The organism is Novosphingobium sp. APW14 (assembly GCF_032337075.1).
Lineage (GTDB): Bacteria > Pseudomonadota > Alphaproteobacteria > Sphingomonadales > Sphingomonadaceae > Novosphingobium.
This window is the reverse complement of record NZ_JAVYAB010000002.1, coordinates 1-20,008: the sequence shown is the minus strand read 5'-3', so window position 1 is coordinate 20,008 and position 20,008 is coordinate 1. Positions and strand designations below refer to the sequence as shown.

Annotated in this window: 17 protein-coding genes; 4 read left to right on the top strand and 13 right to left on the bottom strand. The window is 63.6% G+C overall.

Features of this window, described 5'->3' with window-relative positions:
• Positions 1 to 9: 9 nt before the first annotated feature.
• The 3 genes from RQP55_RS02680 to RQP55_RS02670 are packed head-to-tail and all read right to left on the bottom strand — an operon-like array spanning position 10 to position 2,566.
• The gene (locus RQP55_RS02680) at positions 10 to 993 is read right to left on the bottom strand and encodes an LLM class flavin-dependent oxidoreductase (RefSeq protein ID WP_315608646.1); all 984 of its coding nucleotides are present in this window, start codon (positions 991 to 993) and stop codon (positions 10 to 12) included.
• Positions 990 to 1,838, bottom strand: a complete 849-nt coding sequence (locus RQP55_RS02675; protein ID WP_315608645.1) for a hypothetical protein — start codon at positions 1,836 to 1,838, stop codon at positions 990 to 992. The genes RQP55_RS02680 and RQP55_RS02675 overlap by 4 nt, the downstream gene beginning before the upstream one ends.
• Complete coding sequence (locus RQP55_RS02670; protein WP_315608644.1) at positions 1,835 to 2,566, bottom strand: alpha/beta hydrolase; 732 nt, start codon at positions 2,564 to 2,566, stop codon at positions 1,835 to 1,837. The genes RQP55_RS02675 and RQP55_RS02670 overlap by 4 nt, the downstream gene beginning before the upstream one ends.
• A gap of 74 nt (positions 2,567 to 2,640) precedes the next feature.
• On the opposite strand from RQP55_RS02670, the gene RQP55_RS02665 reads away from it, so the two are divergent.
• Positions 2,641 to 4,305 (top strand): alkaline phosphatase D family protein, encoded by a 1,665-nt coding sequence (locus RQP55_RS02665; RefSeq protein ID WP_315608643.1) that lies wholly within the window; start codon positions 2,641 to 2,643, stop codon positions 4,303 to 4,305.
• A gap of 4 nt (positions 4,306 to 4,309) precedes the next feature.
• Here the strand turns inward: RQP55_RS02665 and RQP55_RS02660 are convergent, their stop codons facing one another.
• Entirely contained in the window at positions 4,310 to 5,383 is a 1,074-nt protein-coding gene (locus tag RQP55_RS02660) for a M48 family metallopeptidase (RefSeq protein ID WP_315608642.1), read from the bottom strand.
• A gap of 2 nt (positions 5,384 to 5,385) precedes the next feature.
• Positions 5,386 to 6,459 (bottom strand): YjgN family protein, encoded by a 1,074-nt coding sequence (locus RQP55_RS02655; protein WP_315608641.1) that lies wholly within the window; start codon positions 6,457 to 6,459, stop codon positions 5,386 to 5,388.
• 326 nt (positions 6,460 to 6,785) lie between these two features.
• Between RQP55_RS02655 and thrS the strand changes: the two genes are divergently transcribed.
• Together thrS and RQP55_RS02645 are read left to right on the top strand one after the other, a co-directional pair.
• On the top strand, positions 6,786 to 8,777 hold the full coding sequence (gene thrS, locus RQP55_RS02650; protein WP_315608640.1) for a threonine--tRNA ligase: 1,992 nt from the start codon (positions 6,786 to 6,788) through the stop codon (positions 8,775 to 8,777).
• A gap of 1 nt (position 8,778) precedes the next feature.
• On the top strand, positions 8,779 to 9,522 hold the full coding sequence (locus tag RQP55_RS02645; protein ID WP_315608639.1) for a sulfite exporter TauE/SafE family protein: 744 nt from the start codon (positions 8,779 to 8,781) through the stop codon (positions 9,520 to 9,522).
• 118 nt (positions 9,523 to 9,640) lie between these two features.
• Here RQP55_RS02645 and RQP55_RS02640 read toward each other — a convergent pair whose 3' ends face one another.
• The 7 genes from RQP55_RS02640 to RQP55_RS02610 form a co-directional block, all read right to left on the bottom strand.
• Positions 9,641 to 10,492: a MaoC family dehydratase N-terminal domain-containing protein gene (locus RQP55_RS02640; protein WP_315608638.1), complete on the bottom strand. Its 852-nt coding sequence runs from the start codon at positions 10,490 to 10,492 to the stop codon at positions 9,641 to 9,643.
• Between the two features lie 15 nt (positions 10,493 to 10,507).
• Positions 10,508 to 12,088, bottom strand: coding sequence for an acyl-CoA dehydrogenase family protein (locus tag RQP55_RS02635; protein ID WP_315608637.1), 1,581 nt, complete (start codon positions 12,086 to 12,088; stop codon positions 10,508 to 10,510).
• The gene (locus tag RQP55_RS02630; protein WP_315608636.1) at positions 12,085 to 13,314 is read right to left on the bottom strand and encodes an acetyl-CoA C-acetyltransferase; all 1,230 of its coding nucleotides are present in this window, start codon (positions 13,312 to 13,314) and stop codon (positions 12,085 to 12,087) included. The genes RQP55_RS02635 and RQP55_RS02630 overlap by 4 nt, the downstream gene beginning before the upstream one ends.
• Positions 13,315 to 13,426: 112 nt before the next feature.
• Complete coding sequence (locus RQP55_RS02625; RefSeq protein ID WP_315608635.1) at positions 13,427 to 14,659, bottom strand: CoA transferase; 1,233 nt, start codon at positions 14,657 to 14,659, stop codon at positions 13,427 to 13,429.
• A 3-nt stretch (positions 14,660 to 14,662) separates the two neighbouring features.
• On the bottom strand, positions 14,663 to 15,838 hold the full coding sequence (locus RQP55_RS02620) for an acyl-CoA dehydrogenase family protein (protein ID WP_315608634.1): 1,176 nt from the start codon (positions 15,836 to 15,838) through the stop codon (positions 14,663 to 14,665).
• An 11-nt stretch (positions 15,839 to 15,849) separates the two neighbouring features.
• The gene (locus RQP55_RS02615; protein ID WP_315608994.1) at positions 15,850 to 16,758 is read right to left on the bottom strand and encodes an SDR family NAD(P)-dependent oxidoreductase; all 909 of its coding nucleotides are present in this window, start codon (positions 16,756 to 16,758) and stop codon (positions 15,850 to 15,852) included.
• Between the two features lie 61 nt (positions 16,759 to 16,819).
• Positions 16,820 to 18,049 carry an FAD-dependent oxidoreductase gene (locus RQP55_RS02610; protein ID WP_315608633.1) on the bottom strand — a complete coding sequence of 410 codons (1,230 nt, stop codon included), beginning with the start codon at positions 18,047 to 18,049 and terminating at the stop codon, positions 16,820 to 16,822.
• A gap of 191 nt (positions 18,050 to 18,240) precedes the next feature.
• On the opposite strand from RQP55_RS02610, the gene RQP55_RS02605 reads away from it, so the two are divergent.
• Positions 18,241 to 18,750 carry a hypothetical protein gene (locus RQP55_RS02605; protein WP_315608632.1) on the top strand — a complete coding sequence of 170 codons (510 nt, stop codon included), beginning with the start codon at positions 18,241 to 18,243 and terminating at the stop codon, positions 18,748 to 18,750.
• A 636-nt stretch (positions 18,751 to 19,386) separates the two neighbouring features.
• On the opposite strand, the gene RQP55_RS02600 is transcribed toward RQP55_RS02605, so the two are convergent.
• The coding region (locus RQP55_RS02600; RefSeq protein ID WP_315608631.1) for an IS110 family transposase at positions 19,387 to 20,008 on the bottom strand (622 nt) is incomplete at its 5' end.

Genomic DNA, 20,008 nt, shown 5'->3' with positions numbered 1-20,008 from the left:
GGGCAATGCTTAGCCTGCAAGGGCTTCCATCGTCAGCGCCAACGAATGCTCGCGTGCCGCCGGATCGTAAGTTGCTCCGGCAACAATGATTTCATCCGCACCGGTCCGCTCGACAAAGCGGCCGATCGCCGCGCGCACAGTAGCTGGCGCGCCTACGGCGCTGGCCTGGCGGACGTGTTCAAGCATGGCCTGGGTGTGCGGCGGGAGGGTTTCGCGGTAACTCGGCACCGGCGGCTTGAGCCGACCGGGGTTGCCGGTGCGCAGGGCAACGAAGCTCTGGTCGAGCGAAGAGGCCAGAAGGGTGGCTTCGGCATCGGTTTCAGCAGCCAGCACGGTCATCGCCGCCATCACATGCGGACGCTCTAGCGCAGCCGAAGGGGTAAAGCGTTCGCGGTACAGTTTGATCGCCGCATCAAGATGATCGGGCGCGAAGTGCGAGGCAAAGGCATAGGGCATGCCCAGGGCTGCGGCGAGCGATGCCCCAAAGAGGCTGGAACCAAGGATCCAGAACTCGAGCGCCGCACCGAGGCCGGGCGTGGCGCGCAGGGCCATTTCCGGGTCACCGGTCACCAAGGCGCGCAATTCGACGACGTCCTGCGGGAAAAACTCTGAAGCACGCATCAGATCCTTGCGCAGGGCCTGGCCGATCCGGCTATCTGCCCCCGGTGCACGGCCGAGGCCAAGGTCGATCCGCCCCGGGAACAGTGCGTCAAGCGTGCCGAACTGTTCGGCAATCACGAAGGGGTTGTGGTTGGGCAGCATGATCCCGCCCGCACCGATCCGAATGGTCGAAGTGGCATGGCCGATGTGCGCCAGGGTAACCGCCGTTGCGCCACCAGCGATCCCGTCCATGCCGTGGTGCTCGGCGACCCAGAACCGCTGGTAGCCTGCCGCCTCGGCCGCGCGGGCCAGGCCAGCGGCACTGGCCAGGGCTTCGGAAACGGTCCCGCCTTCACGGACAGGTATCAGGTCAAGGACAGATAATGGGATCACCGGCCCGATGGTGCCGGGTCTGGACCCAGCTGGTCAAGATAGGATTGCGCAATCCGGGCTGTTTCGCCGCCCGGCGCGGCCTTGATCACTGACAGCCAAGATCGCCGTGCCGCAGCTTCATTGCCGGCCAGCACCGCGATAACCCCCGCCTCAAGCCCGACTTCGGGATCGAGCGGCATCAGCTGGGCCGCGACCAGGATCTGCTGCTGCGCCTCGCCCAGCTTGCCCTGTCGGCGCGAAAGCGTGGCCGAAAGCAGCCAGCCCTGGCCATTGTCGGCAGTCTTGGCGCGGGCTGTCGCCAAGGCGCTTGCAGCATCGCCATCGCGCTTCAAGGCGACCAGCGCGCGGGCCCGATCGATCGAAATTTCCCCAGCAAGGCGCGGATCGCCCGCGCCAAGCGCCTCGCCATGCGCCTGGTCGAGCAGGTCCAGCGCAGCCTCAATCTTGCCAGCGGCAAGCAAGGCATTACCCGCCATCCCGCCCAGTCGCGCGCGGTTGGCAGGCTCGCTTGCCGGGGTCACTTCGCGCGCGGCGGTGAAGGCTGCCTCGGCTTCGACCCACTGCCCTTGCGCGGCAAGCGCCATGCCCAGGCACTGTCCGGGCTCAGCCCGCGCCGAGCCTTTGAGGCCCTTCAGCCACTTCTCGGCATAAGCCTGGGCCTGCGCCGCGCTTCCGGCCAACAACTGCCGACACTGCACCGATGGAGTCAGCGCTGGGGGCGGCGCGGCGACCTCAGTCTTCTTGCGCGGGATCTCGAGCGGGGCCTGGGGCAGCGAGCCGCCTGCTCCCACTCCGACGCTGGGGCCGACTTGGACGATGAGCGGCAGCATTAGGAAAGGGATCATGGCAGCTCCGAAATCGTCCGCAGCAGCAGGGCGATATCGCCATCGCGGCTGAGGCGGTGATCGCCGTCCTTGATCAGGGTGACCTGAACGCAGTCCGAATGGAGCTGTTCGGCCAAGGTCAATGCCAGCTCCCACGGCACATCAGGATCACGCTGGCCGTGGAGCAAGCAGACCGGGCAATTGAGTGCGATCGGCCCGCCCAGCAGCCGCTGCGCCTGCCCATCGGCCCAGAACGCGGCATGGGTTGGGGTCGGTTCGGGGCCATAGGGATTGTCCTCCAGCACTGTCTCGCCCGCTGCCAACAACGCCTGCTGCTGCGCATCATAGCCCCAGTCGGTGAAGTCCGGCGCGGCGGCGATGCCAACGAGGCCAGCCAACTGATCGCCGAGCGCGAGGCCGACCAGCAGCATTAGCCACCCGCCCATCGATGAGCCGATCAATACGACCGGGCCGGCCACCTCAGCCGCGATCAGCGCCAGCACTTCGTCGCGCCACTTGGTCAGGGTGCCATCGGCAAAGGCCCCGTCGCTCTGCCCGCAGCCAGAGTAATCGAGCAGTAGGCAGGCACGCCCCTGCGCGGCGGCCCAATCAAATACGGCGGTGGCCTTGCCGCCCGCCATGTCGGACATATAGCCTGGCAGGAAGACCAATGTCGGGCCAGCCCCATCGGCGTGGCGGAAAGCTATGCGGGTGCCATCGGGCAGGGCATGAAAACGGGTCTCTGTCATCCCGGTACCTCTGCGCCATTGCCGCGTCACAATTCAAGGCTAGTGTGCCCTCAAAGAGAATGAGGGAGAGACCGATGCTGCCACAGCCGCCCGAGGCTCCGCTGCTTGCCACCAACCGCCGCAGTGCCCTGAAGCTGGGGCTACTTGGCTTTGCCGGGATCGGGGCCGGGATCGGTGCGCCAGTCCTGGCTCAGGGAAACAAGGGTTTCACCCACTGTGTCGCCAGCGGGGAACCGGGCCCGGACCAGGTTCTGCTCTGGACCCGCTATGCCAGCGCGGAGGAGGCGTCGCTCAAGTGGGAGCTGGCTGAGGATGCCGGGTTCTCCCGGATCGTTGTGCAGGGCGATGCGACCGCCTCCCCCGCGAACGATTGCTGTGCCCGCGCCTGGGCAAAGGGGCTGAGGCCGGGCCAGTGGTACTTCTATCGCTTCATTGCACCGGGGGGCGAGACATCTCCAATTGGCCGCACCAAGACCCTGCCGGTGGGCAAGGTCGACAAGTTCAGGATCGCGGTCTTCTCCTGCTCCAACTATGGCTTCGGCTGGTTCAACGCCTATGGCCATGCTGGGCAACAGGCAGGTGGGGCGGACGATTTCGACCTGGTCCTGCACCTGGGCGACTATTTCTATGAGTATGCCCGCGGAACCTATCCCGATGCCCAGGAGGGATTGGCCGAACGGCTGCCGCCAGTCGACGAGGCGGTAACCCTGGCTGGATACCGTGAGCGCTTCTCCACCTATCGCAATGACCCTGATCTCCAGCGCCTGCACCAGCTCTATCCGGTGATCACCATGTGGGACGATCACGAGGTGGCGAATGACGCCTGGAAGGATGGTGCCGAGAACCACCAGCCTGAAAGCGAAGGAACCTACGCTGGGCGCGAGACGGTGGCCGAAAAGGCCTATCGCGAATGGCTGCCCGTTTCGGAAGCCTATTGGGCGCAGTACGAGATCGGCAAGCTGGCCACGCTCTTCCGGCTCGAAACCCGCCACCTGGCGCGTGAGAAGCCGTTTGACCTTGGTGACATCATGAAGGGCAAGCGCGGGCCCGAACTGGAGGCCGCGCTGGTTGCGTTCCGCGACGGCGCCTGGCGCGATCCGGCGCGGACGCTGATGGGGGCAGAGCAGGAGGCCTGGCTTGCCAAAGCCCTCAAGGCTTCGACCAAGGCCGGCAAGCCCTGGCAGGTGCTGGCCCAGCAGATCATCATGGGTGAGTTCGGCTTCGGCAAGGATCTAGTTGCAGGGATGGCCAAGGACATTGATCCTGCCATGCGCGGACGCATCCTCGCGGCAGCCCGCATGCAACAAAGCGGCATTCCCTATGCGATGGACATGTGGTCCGGCTATCCGGCTGCGCGCGAGCGGCTGTATCAGTCAGCGCTTGATGCCAATGCCAACCTGCTGGTCCTGGCCGGCGACAGCCACAATGCCTGGGCCTTTGACCACAGTCACAAAGGCGAGCGGGTCGGGGTTGAAATGGCCGGGCAGAGCGTGACCTCGCCGGGATACGAGCATTACCTTGGCTGGATCAAGCCCGATGCCTTGGCCCAGGACGTGATGGCCGCCAGCCCCAGCCTTAAATGGTGTGACACCAGCCAGCGCGGCTATCTCGCGCTGGAACTGACCCCGAAATCAGCGACGGGCGAATACCGCTTCCTTGCGACCATCCGGCAAAAGGGCACGGCACTGGCAGGAACCAAGCGGATGACCGTTCTGGCAGGACAGCGCCAGTTCACCTGACCAGCTATTTGGGCCAGCCAAGCGACCACTCCCTGGCCTTTTTGTCCTTCTTGCAGGCAGCCTTGAGCGCGGCAAACTGGTGCAATGTCAACGCCGGACGATAGGCCTTGCCCGGCTGCACCGCTTTGGCAAAGGCCTGCTCGCGTTCGCCAGAATCCGGGTGACTGTTAATATAGGACAGCTGCTTGTTCCCGGCGGTCGGATCCAGCTTGCGCAACCGGCCAAAGAAGGCCGCCGTCGCCGCCGGGGAGATATCGGCCTTAGCCAGCCGCATCCGCGACCATTCATCAGCCTCGCGCTCGGCATCGCGCGAATAGCCCATCGCCGCCACGCCGCCGAGCGTGCCGCCGATATCGCTGTTCGCGCCGCTCAGCAGGATCGACAGGCCGAACTGGCGCAGCAAGGCCTGCATCACGTGGCGCTTGCGGACATGACCAGCCTCATGCGCGAGAACCCCGGCCAGCTCGTCTGGCGACTTGGCTTCCTGCACCAGCTTGTCGAACAGAAGCACCCGTCCGCCGGGCAAGGCCACGGCATTGACCATGTCGATCTTGGCAAGCTGGACCGTGATCGGGCTTTTCCCGTCATCGACATCACGGGTCAGCGCGGCAAGCGCGGCGTCACTTTCCGGGGTTGAACAGGTGAACTGCTGAAGATCGCCGACCAGCGCCGAACCGATCCGCTGCTCCCAGGCTTCGGGTACGCGCGGGCCGAGCCAGCTTGGCGCGGTCATCACCGCGGCGACTATGGCCGCGCTGATCCCGCCCAGAACCACGCTTGCACGGATCAGCCCAAGGCGATCAATCACGCCGCCGTACTTGAAGCCCTGCGGCATCCGCTCGAGCAGCTCGGGCGGCGCATCAACCGGGACCAGCAACCGCCAGCCATTGCGGTCGCGGTGGCCATAGACCAGCCGGTCTCCGCGATGCTCAACCAGGGTGAGATCGCTGTCTGGCACCAGTTCCGCCGCTCCGTCGGCCTGCGTCACTGCCAGTCCATCAGGTTGCCACAGCAGCGTCACCGGGTGGCGGACGGCGCTCTGCCCGTCGAACAGGTCGGCTGCGGCGGGTTCGAGCACGCTCAGATTGCCCCCATGTCGAACGCGTCAAGCAGGCCTTCACCCTCGCGCAGTTCGGGCGTGGTCGACTGGGTCAGGTGGTCAACCTCAACATAACCGAAAGCGTGCAGGTGCCGCACGCCGAATGCCCAGTGGCGATAGCTCAGGAAGATCGAGCCGATCCCCAGCGTCAGCACCACCAGTGCGACATCACCAAGGAAGAGCTTAAGCCAATCCCTGGTTGAAGCAGTGAAACCGAAGGTCAGGGTGTGCAGGGTTGTCGCCTCGACCATCTGGCGGAAGAATTTAGCGTAATAAGCAAGGACCACCAGACCAAATACGAAATAGAAACCGAACACCGCGCCGATCCCGGCCAGTGCTGCGCCGGCAGCGCCTGGACCATTTCCCGCACCGCTCGCCATGGCCAGCGGCACCACCGTTACGATCGCGGCAATCATGGAGAGAAACGGCGCGACATAGCACAGCAGGAATCGGCCCATCAGCCCTTCAACCCGCCCGTCGGCCGCAAACTTGTAGGGGCCAAAGCTCATTTCGCGCCAACGCTCGTTCCACAGCGCGACCATCGACCATGGGATCAGCAGGCCCAGCGCAATCGTGCCAACGAAGTTCTTCCACATATAGGACAGGCCATAGGCCATGCCGGGATTCTCGCTGCCACCGCGGATCCCGCGCCAATAGGTCCGCGCCAGGCGATAGCGCAGCGCACGAAATCGGGCGACGCCGACCAGCCAGTAGAGCAATACGAAGAAGCCTACGCCCAGCACTGCGGCGGTCAGAGCATCGCCGTTCAGCACCAGCCGCTGGATCAGGAAGTTGAACCCAATCACCGGCAAGCCGATCAGGAAGAATACCATCAGCGCGCCCTTGAACAGTTCCATGCCCGTCCCGGCCCATTCAAACCGGTCATCGATGAAACGGGTGCGCGACCACAAGTAGCGGCGAGTTCGCGCGGTAGCCCAGAAGCGATAAATGCCCAGCGTGACGATAGTCAGCAACAGGTTGGTGAAGGCAATTGGTGCATATTCCCGCCAGGTCCCATGGAATTCAAAAGCCTTTTCATCTTGCTCGTCAGTCATCTGTGCCCCCCGCTCAACGTTTCGCACCACAGGAACCTATTGTGTGGCAAAGGTAAAGCCTGAAAAATTTTGCAGCCTGTGCTGCCGCTGGACAGCTGTCGCAGGCCTGCTAAGAAGCCCGTGATGGCGCACAAAAGCACCCTGACGCTGACTACTACCACCCCGGCTTGCCGGGGGTGGTGCGCGTCGGCCTAAGCTGAACGCCGCGCCGCTGCCCGGTTTCGGGCGGATGGTGTCTCCACCCGAATTCGCCAAATCCGACACCGCCCCTTTGCGGAGCGCGCGGACCTGTGCCAAAGCGCCCTGAAATCAGACGAGAGCCTGCAATGTCCGAACTGCTCAAAATCAGCCTGCCAGACGGTTCCGTGCGCGAGATGCCGGTCGGATCAACCCCGGCCGACGTCGCCGCTGCGATCGGGCCCGGTCTGGCCAGGGCGGCCTTAGCCGCACGGGTCGATGGTGAACTGGTTGACCTGTCGCGTCCTTTCGTGGCGGATGCGCAGTTGTCGCTGGTCACTTCGCGGGACGAGGCCGAAGCGCTCGATCTGGCGCGGCATGACTTTGCCCATGTCCTGGCGGAGGCGGTTCAGGCGCTGTTCCCCGGCACACAGATCACCTTTGGCCCCAGCACCGACGATGGCTTCTATTACGATTTCGCGCCGAAGGACCGCCCCTTCACCGACGAGGACCTGCCGGCGATCGAAGCCGAAATGCGCAAGATTATCCAGGCCGACAAGCCGCTGCGCCGCGAAGTATGGAGCCGCGAACAGCTGATCAGCCGGTGGAAGCAGCAGGGTGAAAGCTTCAAGGCCGAATGGGCTGCCGAACTGCCGGGTGATGAACCGCTCACGGTCTACTGGTCGGGCGATGACTGGCTCGACATGTGCCGCGGCCCGCACCTCCCCTCCACCGGCAAGCTCGATGCCAAGGCTTTCAAGCTGACCCGCGTGTCGGGTGCCTATTGGCGCGGTGACCAGAACAACGCGATGCTGAGCCGCATCTACGGCACCGGCTGGCTCAACAAGAAGCAGCTCGATGCCCACCTGACCCGGCTGGAAGAAGCCGCCAAGCGCGACCACCGCAAGCTGGGGAACGAGATGGACCTGTTCCACCTCCAGCAGGAAGCACATGGTTCGGTCTTCTGGCACCCCAAGGGCTATCTAATCTGGCGCGAGCTGGAAGCCTATATGCGCCGCGCGATCGACGGCGCCGGCTATCGCGAGGTGAAGACCCCGCAAGTGATGGACGCGCGCCAGTGGGAGCAGTCCGGCCACTGGGGCAAGTACCGCGAAAACATGTTCGTGATCCCGGACGAGGTGCCGAACGTCGACGACGAAGGCCCGGTGATTTCGGGCGAGGCCGATTGGATGGCCCTGAAGCCGATGAACTGCCCGGCGCACGTCCTGATCTTCCGCCAGGGGATCAAATCTTACCGCGACCTGCCGCTGCGCATTTACGAAAATGGCTGCTGCCACCGCAACGAGCCGCACGGCGCGCTGCACGGGCTGATGCGGGTGCGCCAGTTCACCCAGGACGATGCCCACATCTTCTGCCGCGAGGACCAGATCGTGGCCGAAGTGCGCGCCTTCTGCGAGCTGGCTGACCGGGTCTACAAAGACTTCGGCTTCACCTATTCGATCAAGCTGGCGCTGCGCCCCGAAAAGCGGTTCGGCAGCGATGCCGATTGGGACAAGGCCGAGAACGAGCTGCGCAACGCCGTGATCGAGGCCGGCCTGGCGACCGAGGAGTACGGTTGGGAAGAATTGCCCGGCGAAGGTGCGTTCTACGCCCCCAAGCTCGAATGGCACCTGACCGATGCGATCGGCCGGACCTGGCAGGTCGGCACGATCCAGTCGGACCGTGTCCTGCCCGAACGCCTTGATGCCAGCTATGTTGGCGAGGATGGTGAAAAGCACCGCCCGGTCATGCTGCACCGCGCGATCTTCGGTTCTTATGAACGCTTCATCGGCATCCTGATCGAGCACTTTGCCGGCAAGTTGCCAGTCTGGCTCGCCCCGGTTCAGGCGGTGGTCGCGACGATCGTTTCGGACGCCGATGGCTATGCCGCTGAAGTGGCCGAGCAGCTCAAGGCCGCAGGGATCCGTGTCGAGACTGACTGCCGCAACGAGAAGATCAACTACAAGGTCCGCGAGCACTCGCTGCAGAAGGTTCCGCACCTGATGGTGGTCGGCAAGCGGGAGGCCGAGGAAGGCACCGTCGCGCTCCGCACCCTGGGTGCCGAGCATCAAAAGGTCATGCCGCTGAGCGAGGCGATTGCCTTGCTGCAAGCCGAAGCCACCGCTCCGGATCGGCGCTGATTTGCTCGGGCTTGGGGGGGACCAGATCGCGATCGCACTGGCCGCAGCGCTGGCGGCGGCCTTCGTGCGCGGCCTGGCCGGGTTCGGCATGGCGATCCTGCTGGTCCCGGTGCTCGGCCTGGCGATCACGCCTTCAGAGGCAGTCGTTACGTCGAACTGGCTGGGCATCTTCATCGGCCTGGTCGGGCTGAAGGCGCTGCTTGGCAACAGCGAGCGTTCGGCCTTTGTCATCGGCGGCCTGGCCATGCTGGCAACACCGCTCGGCGTTTGGCTTTTGTCGATCACCGATCCAGCGCTGGCCCGGCTGATCATTGCCGTCGTTGCGCTGGGCGCATTTGGCATGATCCTGTTGCCCAAGCGGCCTGACGGGCATCAGCCTTCCACTCTCGAGACTGGTGGCACAGGGATTGCCTGCGGTGTGCTGACCGGCTTTGCCGGGATGCCGGGCGTGCCCGTCGTGCCCTTCTACCTGCGCCGCCAGATCGCCCCGCAACTGGCGCGTGCCTCGATGATGACAATCTTTATCGCCACCTCGATCGCCGGGGTCGGCTCGGCCGTGGTGCTGCAGGTCGCAACCTGGCGCGAGCTCGGTCTGGCCGCGCTGCTGTTCCCGGCAGTGCTGCTGGGCAACACCCTGGGCAACAAGGCCTTCGGCAAGGTCAGCGATACGGCCTGGCGGCTCTTCGTGGGCTTCGTGCTGGGCGCAACCGCACTCGCCGCGCTATGGCGCCTGCTCCACGCCTAGCTGGCGAGGATTAAGGCCAGCGCGCAGCCGCAGACAACCGCACTGCGGAGGTGGACTGTCGCAACGGTTAGTGCCCTGACCATCGCGGCACTATCACGCCGGCCCGGTTACCAAGTGCTTAAGCGCTGGCGCTGGCCGACATAACCTGCCGCCCATCGGCAGCGAAGGCCCCCAACTCGATTGCTTCGCCTTGGCCGCGCATCACCAGGTGCAGCGGCTCATCCGCAACCGCGGGGCTCATGCCCCTGAAGGCAAAAGTCTTGAGCGCATTGTCGCCCAGCCTCCGCTGCGCCAGATCGAGCAGCAGTGTCGCCGTCAGCGGTCCATGCACCACCAGCCCGCGATAGCCCTCCTCGCCCATGGCATAGGGCGCATCGTAGTGAATACGGTGGCTGTTGAAGGTGAGCGCGGAGAAGCGGAACAGCAGCGGCGCGCCGGGCTGGATCATGCGGTGCTGGTTCCAGCCAGCAGGATCGAACCGCCCCTCGCCCAGCGGCGGCGGCGCGGGCGGGGTGCCGGGGGCAGCGGGTTCGCGGTAAACCAGCGATTGGACCTCGCGCACGGAGAGGCCGGCCAGGCCATGCGTTTCATGGGCTACGTCGACGAAAACCAGCTTGCCGCTCCCGCCCGATTTCTCGGTAACCGAAGCAACCTGCGAAGTCCGCGTCACCACCTCGCCAACCTTGAGCGGAGCAAGGAACTCTACCTTGCTCGAAGCCCACATCCGGCGCGGAAGCGGGACCGGCGGCAGGAAGCTGTCTGGACTTTCATCGCGGCGTGGGTGCCCATCCGGGCCAAGTTGCGCTGTCGCGGCATCCGGGGTGCAGAGGCACCAATGGAACCCTTGCGGAACAAACCCATCAGCCGGCGCTGCTCGGTCCAACGTGGCGCACCACCGGGTGAACAGGCCGGGGTCGGCAAGGTCGCGGCGCTGCTCTTCGCGGCCAATCCACGCATTCCACTCAGACATTGAGCCATTCGCTCATCAGTTGCGTCCTTCCAGCAGCCCGCGCGCGATGACCTGCGCCTGGATTTCAGCCGCGCCTTCGAAGATGTTAAGGATGCGGGCATCACACAGCACACGGCTGATCTCGAACTCAAGCGCATAGCCGTTGCCGCCATGGATCTGCAGGCTGGCATCGGCATTGGCCCAGGCCGCGCGCGCCGCGAGCAGCTTGGCCATGCCGGCCTCGATATCGCAGCGCTTGCCGGTGTCCTTGGCGCGCGCGGCGGCATAGGTCAGCTCACGCGAGAGCACGAAATCGACCAGGCCCATCGCCAGCTTGTCGGCCACCCGCGGGAAGTGGATCAGCGCCTTGCCGAACTGCTTGCGCTGCAAGGCATAGTCCAGCCCCAGCTCGAGCGAGCGCTTGGCGACACCCACAGCGCGCGCGGCGGTCTGAACCCGGGCAGCCTCGAAGGTGCGCATCAGCTGCTTGAAGCCTTGGCCCTCTTCCCCGCCCAGCAGGGCATCCCCCGGCGCGCGCAGGCCATCGAACTGGAGCGCATACTCGCGCATGCCGCGATAGCCCAGCACCTCGATCTCGCTGCCGCTCATGCCCTCCGCCGGGAACGGATCAGCGTCCGACCCGCGCGGCTTGGGGACAAGCAGCATCGACAGCCCGGCATAGCCCTGGGTGTCCGGTCGGGTCCGGCACAGCAGGGTCATCAGGTCCGACCGGCTGGCATGGGTGATCCAGGTCTTGCCCCCGTCAATCGCCCATTGGCCATCGACCAGCCGAGCGCGGGTCTGAAGCGAGCCAAGGTCGGAGCCGGTATCCGGCTCGGTAAAGACCGCTGTCGGCAGAATTTCGCCGCTGGCGATCTTCGGCAGCCAGTACTGCTGTTGCGCCGGCGTTCCGCCCATCGCGATCAGTTCGCCCGCAATCTCGCTGCGGGTACCAAGCGAACCCGCGCCAATCCATCCGCGCGACAGTTCCTCGGTGATCACGCACATGACCAGCTTGCTCAGGCCCAGTCCGCCGAACTCGACCGGGATCGTCGCGCCGAAAGTGCCAAGGTCAGCCATGGCTGCAACCGTGGCATCGGGAATCAGGTCATTCGCAAGGTGCCATTTGTGGGCATGCGGCAGGATTTCGGCCTCGGTAAAGCGGCGGAACTGATCGCGGATCGTATCGAGATCAGCTTCGGGCAAAGCCTCGCTTGGCCACTGGCCCGCAGCCAGCGCCGCGGCCACGGCAGCACGCGTTTCGGCATGGTCACCATCGATCAGGTCAGCGCAGGCCAGCGCCAGGTCACGCGCCTCGGCGGCCAACCCCAGGTCAGCAGGCCGGAGCAATTCGTTCTGCCCCATCGGCAAACCGCCGGTCAGCTGGGCAAGCGTTTCCGCGAAGCCGAGCAGGGCGACCTGCCGATCCAGCGCAGTCCCGCCGTCATTGCCAGCCAGCCAATCCGCGACCGCTTCCAGCGCGGCGATCGATGTCGCGATCCAGGCAAAGCCGTGATGGGCGCGCTGGCTCGTCGCCGGAATGTGGGCAAGTGTCGCCCGGGCAAGGTCGCGATAGCCGCGCGCTGCGCCCAGCACCTTGCCAAGGTCAACACTCATGCCTTTTCGAACACCGCTGCGATGCCCTGGCCGCCGCCAATGCACATCGTCTCCAGGCCATACTTCACGTCGCGGCGCTGCATCTCGCGGGTCAGGTTGGCAAGGATCCGGCCGCCGGTTGCACCGATCGGGTGGCCCAGCGAAATGCCCGAGCCGTTGACGTTGAGCATATCATGGCGGCCGTCATCATCCGACCAGCCCCAGCCCTTGAGGCAGGCCAGCACTTGCGGCGCGAAGGCTTCGTTGAGTTCGATCAGGCCGATGTCGCTCCACGACAGTCCGTTCTTGGCGAACAGCCGCTCGGTTGCCGGAACCGGGCCGAAGCCCATCCGCGCCGGATCGCAGCCGGCTGCCGCCCAGGAGTGGAAGTAGGCGATCGGTTCGAGGCCAAGCTCATCCAGCTTGTCCTCGGCGACAACCAGGCAGGCCGCCGCCGCATCATTCTGCTGGCTGGCGTTACCCGCCGTGACCACGCCACCTTCCAGCGCCCGCAGCTTGCCGAGCGACTCCATCGTCGCATCGGCGCGGTAGCCTTCGTCATGGGCGAACACGATCGGTTCGCCCTTCTTTTGCGGGATCTCTACCGGGACGAGTTCGTCGGCGAACAGGCCACCCGCCCAGGCTGCAGTAGCACGCTGATGGCTACGCACGGCATAGGCATCGCAGGCCTCGCGGCTGATGTTCCAGTCCTTGGCCAGGTTCTCGGCCGTTTCGATCATGCCGCTGATCACGCCGTAGCGTTCGATCGGCTGGCTCATCACCCGGCCGCGGGTCAGTCGGTCATGCAGCGTCAGGTTGCCGGCGCGCACGCCTTTGCGGATATCGGTGCTGTAATGCTCGACGTTCGACATGGATTCGCAGCCACCGGCGACGACCACGTCGGACACACCGGTCTGGACCATCATCGCCGCATTGACGATCGCCTGCAGGCCAGAGCCGCAGCGCCGGTCAAGCTGATAGCCGGGCACTTCCTCGGGCAGGCCGGCGAGCAGCCACGACCAGTGCGAGATGCAGGGCGCTTCGCCGTTGCCATAGCCTTGGGCGAAGATCACATCATCGACCCGCGTGGGATCAATCTTCGTACGCTCCATCAGCGCTTTCAGGATCGTGGCGCCCAGCTGGCCGGCGGTCAGGGCAGAGAGGCTGCCGCCGAACTTGCCCACCGCAGTGCGGATCGGGGCGACGATGGCGGCCCTCCTGAGTCCCTGCGCGCGAAGTTGAGTCATCGGTTATGGTCCTTGCACAAGTCCCGCTCGTGCTGAGCCTGTCGAAGCACGCTGGACCAGCGTTTACCCCGAGGGGCCTTCGACAAGCTCAGGCGGAGCGGGTTGGGGAATGTCATTTCGGGTACTTGTCTGAAGTGGCAACCACGCCGCGATCGATCAGCGTGGCAATCTGACCCGAGGAAAGCCCCAGCCGCTCGGCCAGCACTTCCTCGCTATGCTCGCCCAGATAGGGAGCGGCCTTGGGATCGCCGGCCTCGCGGTCGGGGATGTTGGCGAAACTGCGGGTGGCGGGATATTCGAAGCCGCTGGGGTTGGCGGGTGAAGGTCCAAACAGCGGGTTGTTGGTGACCAGTTCAGGATCGCGGGCCATCTCGTGCATCGTGCGATAGCGTTCAAAGGTTGCCCCGGCCTTGGTGAGCCGGGCCGCGAGGTCAACGTAGTCAAACTGTTGAGCGGCCTGCTGGAACAGGTCGAACAGGCGATGGCGGTGTACGAAGCGCCAGTGGTCGCTGGCCAAGAAGCTGACGCCCAGCCCTGCTTCAAGCGCGGCCACGGCGTCGGCCAGGCCAAACGCGTCAACCGTTGCCTGCCATTGCTTGGGGGTGAGCGCTGCAATCATGAAGCGGTGGCCATCGCGGCTGCGGAAGTCGCGACCGAAGGCACCCCAGATGGCATTGCCGATCCGTTCGCGGTCAGCACCGCGATACAGCATTTCGGGACCCGCGCCGGCATTGAAGGCCGTGCCGATCGCCACGTCGCCCAGCGGCACGCGCAGCTCGCTGCCCGCGCCGGTGGCATCACGGTGGCGCAGGCCGGCCATCAGTGCAAAGGCGCAATAGGCACCGGTGATAAAATCCCACGCGGGCAGGATCTGATTGACCGGCGGCGCGCTTTCAGCGTCCCATTCCTCCGGCCCGGTCATCAGCGGATAGCCCGAGGCTGCATTGACCGTGAAGTCCATCGCCTGGCGCCCGTCATGCCAGCCCATAATGCGCACCGAGACAAGGTCCGGCCGGCCGGCCGCGATCTTGTCATGGGCCATGAAGCTGTCGACCGGCAGGTTGGTGATCATCTGCCCGGTCGCTTGCGCCAGCTGTACCGCCAGTTCGCGTCCTTCGGGGGTCTGGAGATCGAGCGCGACGCTCTTCTTGGCGCGGTTGAGGTTCTCCCACGAAAGCGAGCGTCCCTCGGCCGTCATCATATACCGCCTGTAGTCCAACCCGCCGCGCCGGTCGTCGATGCGGATTACTTCCGCCCCCATCTGCGCGCAGTAAAGGCCCGCTGTGGGCGAAGCGACGAAGGAGGAAACCTCGACAATCGAAAGGCCGGTGAGCAGTTGGTACATGGCTTACCAGACCGATCCTTCGCTCGCGAATTCGCGCAGCAGGTGCTTGGCGATCTGCAACTGCATGATCTGGCTGGTGCCTTCATAGATCCGCAGGATGCGCGCATCGCGGAAGAATCGCTCGGCCGGGTATTCGGCAAGATAGCCCGCCCCGCCATAGACCTGGACACAGCGGTCAACCACGCGGCCGCAGGTTTCGGAGGCGAACAGCTTGGCCGCAGCGGCCTTGCGCTGGATATTCTCGCCCCGGTCGGCGCGGGCGCAGGCATCGGCAATCATGCATTCGGCAGCATAGAGTTCGGCTTCGCTATCCGCCAGCATGGCCTGGATCAGCTGGAAGTTGGCGATTGGCTCGCCAAAGGCCTTGCGCTCTGTGGCATAGCGGATCGCCGTATCCAGCGCGCGGCGGCCCATGCCGACACTCATCCCTGCGACTGACAGGCGGCCGTTGTCGAGGCTCTGCATCGCGATCTGGAAACCGCGGCCTTCTTCCCCGCCGACCAGCGCCGAGCCGGGGATGTGGACGTCTTCCATGATAACATCAGCGATATGCGCGCCGGACTGCCCCATCTTCTTGTCGGGCTTGCCGATGGTGATCCCCGGCGTGGTCATATCGACGATGAAGCACGAAACGTGCGCGTTCTTGGGCAGCGCCTCTTTCGAGGTGCGGGCCATGATCAGGCCGATCTTCGCGTGCGGGCTGTTGGTGATGTAGCGCTTGGTGCCGTTCAATTTGTAGCCGTTGCCATCGCGCACAGCGCTGGTCTGCATCGCCGCGCTGTCCGAACCCGAACCCGGCTCGGTCAGGCCGAAGCAGGCGATCTCACCACTGGCGATGCGCGGCAGCCACTCGGCCTTTTGTTCAGGCGTGCCGAAATTCTTGATCGCGCTGCCCGTCATCCCGATGTTGATCGAGATGGTCGAACGGTAGGCCGGCGAGGCATAGCTCAGCTGCTTCACCGTCTCGATATACTGGCTGATGTTCATGCCGGCGCCGCCAAACTCTTCGGGAATGGTGATCCCGAACAGGCCCATTTCGCGCATTTCGGCCAGGATATCATCCGGGATGCGATCCTGGGCGATCACATCCTCCTCGGCCGGGATCAGCCGTTCGCGGACATAGCGGCGCAGCTGTTCGATGAACTGTTCGAAGATTTCGGGATCCATGCCGGGGTTCATGGGGCAGTTCCTTAGATAGGGTCGTAAGGGAAGACGTGCGCCGAAACTTCATCGGCGCGCGCAAAGCTGGGCTTGAAGGCGGGGATCAGCTCATCAGCGATGGACTCTGGCGTCCAGCCTTCCAGCTTGGTCATCGAGCGGATCGGACGCGGCTTGTTGTAGAGCACGATCTCGTTCTTGCGGACCGAGAAGATCTGGTTGGTGACCTCTTGGCTGGCATCTGAGGCAAGGTAGACCACCAGCGGTGCGATCTTGTCCGCACTCATCGTCTTGAGGCGCTCAACCCGCTGCTTCTGCTCAGGCGTTTCGGCGGGGATCGAGGCGGTCATCCGGCTCCACGCAAAGGGGGCAATGCAATTCGAGCGCACACCGGCGCGGGCCATGTCGAGCGCGATCGACTGGGACAGGCCGACGATCCCCAGCTTGGCCGCCGAATAGTTGGCCTGGCCGATATTTCCGATCAGGCCCGAGGTGCTGGTGAAATGGATGAAGCTGCCCGATTGCTGCTCACGGAAATAGGGCGTTGCCGCCTTGGAAACGTTGAAGGTGCCGTTAAGGTGGACATCGATCACCGCGCGCCAGTCCTCGTGGCTCATCTTGTGCCAGATCGTGTCGCGCAGGATGCCGGCGTTGTTGACCACAGCATCAATCCGTCCGAACCGTTGGACCGCATCCTCGATGATCGAGGTTGCCCCGGCTGGATCATTCACGAAGGCGAGGTTGGCATAGGCCTTGCCGCCCGCAGCAATAATGTCGTTGACGGTTTCCTGCGCCGGGCCTTCATCGCCCCCTTCGCCGCCGCCGCCAACACCGGGATCGTTGACCACCACAGCCGCGCCATGCTTAGCGCAGAGCAGCGCAATCTCGCGCCCAACGCCGCGGCCCGCGCCGGTGACTGCGACAACCTTGCCCTCAAGCATTCCCATCAATCCGACTCCGCCTTAATCGTTCGATTAATCCCTAGGGGCCGGACCGGGAAAATCAACTGGCTGGAACGAGGTCCTTCAGCGGTATTGCCGGGTCGGCAAGCGCCGTCGGGTCCGCCGCGACCCGCTGTTCCACCAGCTTGCGGCCCTGCGCATAGTCCTTGGCGCAATTGACGCTGTCGAGCGCGATCACCTTGCCGCCCTTGAGGTATATGACACTGAAGCTGCGGTTGGCAGGGTCACCGCGCAGCACGGTGGTATCGTGGCCGGTGGAAAGGCCGACGGTCTGCAGCTTGAGATCATACTGGTTCGACCAGAACCATGGCGTCGCCCCATAGTTTGCCTCTTGCCCGGTGATGACCTTGGCCGCCACGGTCGCCATTTCATTCGCGTTCTGGACCGATTCAAGTCGGATCACTGCGCCATCGGCAAAGCCGTTGGAATGAGCGGCGCAGTCTCCAATCGCGAAGATATGCGGCACGCTAGTGCGGCATTGGCTATCAACATCAATCCCGTTGCCGCCCGCGGCACCTGCCGCGACCAGCACACCGATCGAAGGAATGATGCCGATACCAACGATCACCACGTCCGCCGGTATAACCGTGCCATCGGCCAGTTTTACACCCGTAACACGCCCATCGCCCTCAATCCCCTCAACCGCCATGCCGGTGCGCAGATCGACGCCGTGGGCCCGGTGTTCCGCCTCATAAAAGCATGACAGGTCTTCCCCCGCAACGCGCGCAAGGACGCGCGGCAAAGCTTCGAGCAGAGTGACCTGCTTGCCAAGCTTGGACAGGACTGCAGCCGCTTCAAGCCCAATATAGCCACCGCCGATTACCACCGCGGTCCGCACCTGCGGCAACTCGGCCATGAGCGCGTCCACATCGGCTCGGGTGCGGACATAGTGGATGCCCGCCAATTCTGCCCCGGAGCAGGCAAGTCGGCGCGGGTCGCCGCCAGTTGCCCAGATCAATTCACCATAGGTCAGGTTTAAGCCATCAGCGCAGGTCAACTGACGCGCTTCGGCATCGACTGCCTCCACTTCGTGCCCCAACAGCAACTCCACCTGCTTTTCAGCCCAGTATTCTCGCGGGCGCAGATAGAGCCGCTCGAACGGCTTTTCCTGGGCCAGGTACTCCTTGGACAATGGCGGCCGCTCATAAGGCGGCTCATTCTCGCGCCCAACAATCGCAATCGATCCTGCAAAACCTTGAGCCCGCAGTGCGATCGCGGCCTGGGCTCCGCCATGCCCGCCGCCGACAATCACGACATCAAAATGCTGCATCTGGTTTCTGCCCGGCTGTTGGTTGGTAGTCCTAAGTTTGTGCGCTAACAAGAAAGGGTACCCCCCACAAGCTGCGCAATTCGAACCGGGGACACTGGCCCTCAATGGCATTTGCACGGGGACTCAGCGCTGCTAGAAGGACCTTGCGGGTCTGTTCAGTTAGGTGCCTTTCGAGGTAAGGGAGAACAGAAATGCCGCGCATTCTGCGCCTGATGGCGATCGTTTCGCCAACCATTTTAATCAGTGCCTGTGGCGGTGGAGCCGCACTCCAGCCGGATCGTTCGATCTTTAGCCTCGACAACAATTATCAGCGTTTTGGCTATACCATGCCAATTGAAGAGACCTTCGATCGCACCGTCACCGTGTTCAAGGATGCCGGTTACAAGCTAGACGTGATCGACCGGGCCACCGGCCAGATCAGTGGCCGCCGCGGGACGACCGGCGACAAGGGTGCAAGCACCGACAAAGATCTTAAGTTCTATGCGCTGGTTCTGCCTCGCAACGGCGGAAGCGAGCTTGGCATCAAAATTGTTCAGGTCATCAAAAGCGGAACGCTTGGCACTTCGAAAGCCGAGCTGATCGTCAACGATCCCAGTATGTATCAATATGCATTCCGCCGTGTCGAAACCGCGAACCCGGCACCGATTGCGCCAGCACGCCCCGCGACAGCGGGCACGAACGGGGAACTGCCGGCATCCTAACTGGCGCCAGCCCACGACTGTTAACACGCCGTTCGAACTGCTTTGAGTAGTGGCGAGAGGGCGGACGGTGCCCCCCAGCCTCCGTCCGCCCCGGCGCTGCGAAAAGCGCGCCAAGTAGAGATCTAAATTGAATAGCTAGTTCAGGTGAAGCAACCCAAAATTTTATAACGCTTCGAATATTGCCAGATTAACAGGTATTTTTATATATTTTTGGTGCTATTTTTATACTCTGTGATCTTTCACAGACCCTCTGTCGGGAAGAACTTGATTATGCAGAGTGGCAAGCCGGATCAGGTCAATCCAGGTAAGCATCGCTGAAGCAAAAAAGTGAAATGGCGGGGGGCAGTCGACCGGCGTCGAACCTTCTTTTGTGGATGCCGCTCGGTTTGCAAGGATTTTCTGAACTTTTGAACGCGTGATCGAGTGCGGTCTTTTGTCCGGCCTTTCGTTGCGCACTTTTTGGATGTCGCTGGCCGTGATGGTGATGCGCGGATCAAGTCCCAATCTCTGGGGCGAGCTCGAAGCTCTGAGAAGGTTCCAGGTTTCTTGACCCCGATCAGATCGATCATTTGCCCATTCAGTTCATGCCTTCCTTACAACCCCAACTGTCCGATACCGATCAAAGCCGCTTAATGATCAGGCGACACCCACCAGTACCGGATTCCTGTAATCCTCTTGCCTCGTAAGCATGGCCCAAATCCCACGAGCCATTTTGCCAGCCAAAGCCATGGCAACAAGCATGCGCGGTTTCCGTGACAACATGCGCGCAAGCCATGTACCTTCCGCTGCGCCCTTTCGCGAAGCCCAGTTCACGACAGCCATTGCACCTGTCACCAGGAGACGGCGTATATCGCGCTGTCCCATTTTCGATGTTTTGCCGAGACGCTGTTTGCCACCGCTGGAGTTTTGCCTCGGCACCAGGCCAAGCCATGCCGCAAAATCGCGACCTCGTTTGAACTGGTTCATTGGCGGGGCGAAAGTCTCGATTGCCAATGCACCAACCGGACCAACGCCTGGCATGGTTTGCAGGCGCCGGGATGTTTCCTGCTCTTTCGAGATCGTACCGATCCGCTTTTTGAGATCGTTGATCGATATGGTGAGTTGCGCAATGTGGTTCAGCAGGGCGCGGCATAAGTCTCGCGCCAGTTCCGGCAGGTCTGTGTTCGGGTCATCGACCACTGCCTCGAGGCGTGACAAATAACCAATACCTTGGGGCGCAATGTACCCGAACTCATATAGGTGGGCACGTAAAGCGTTG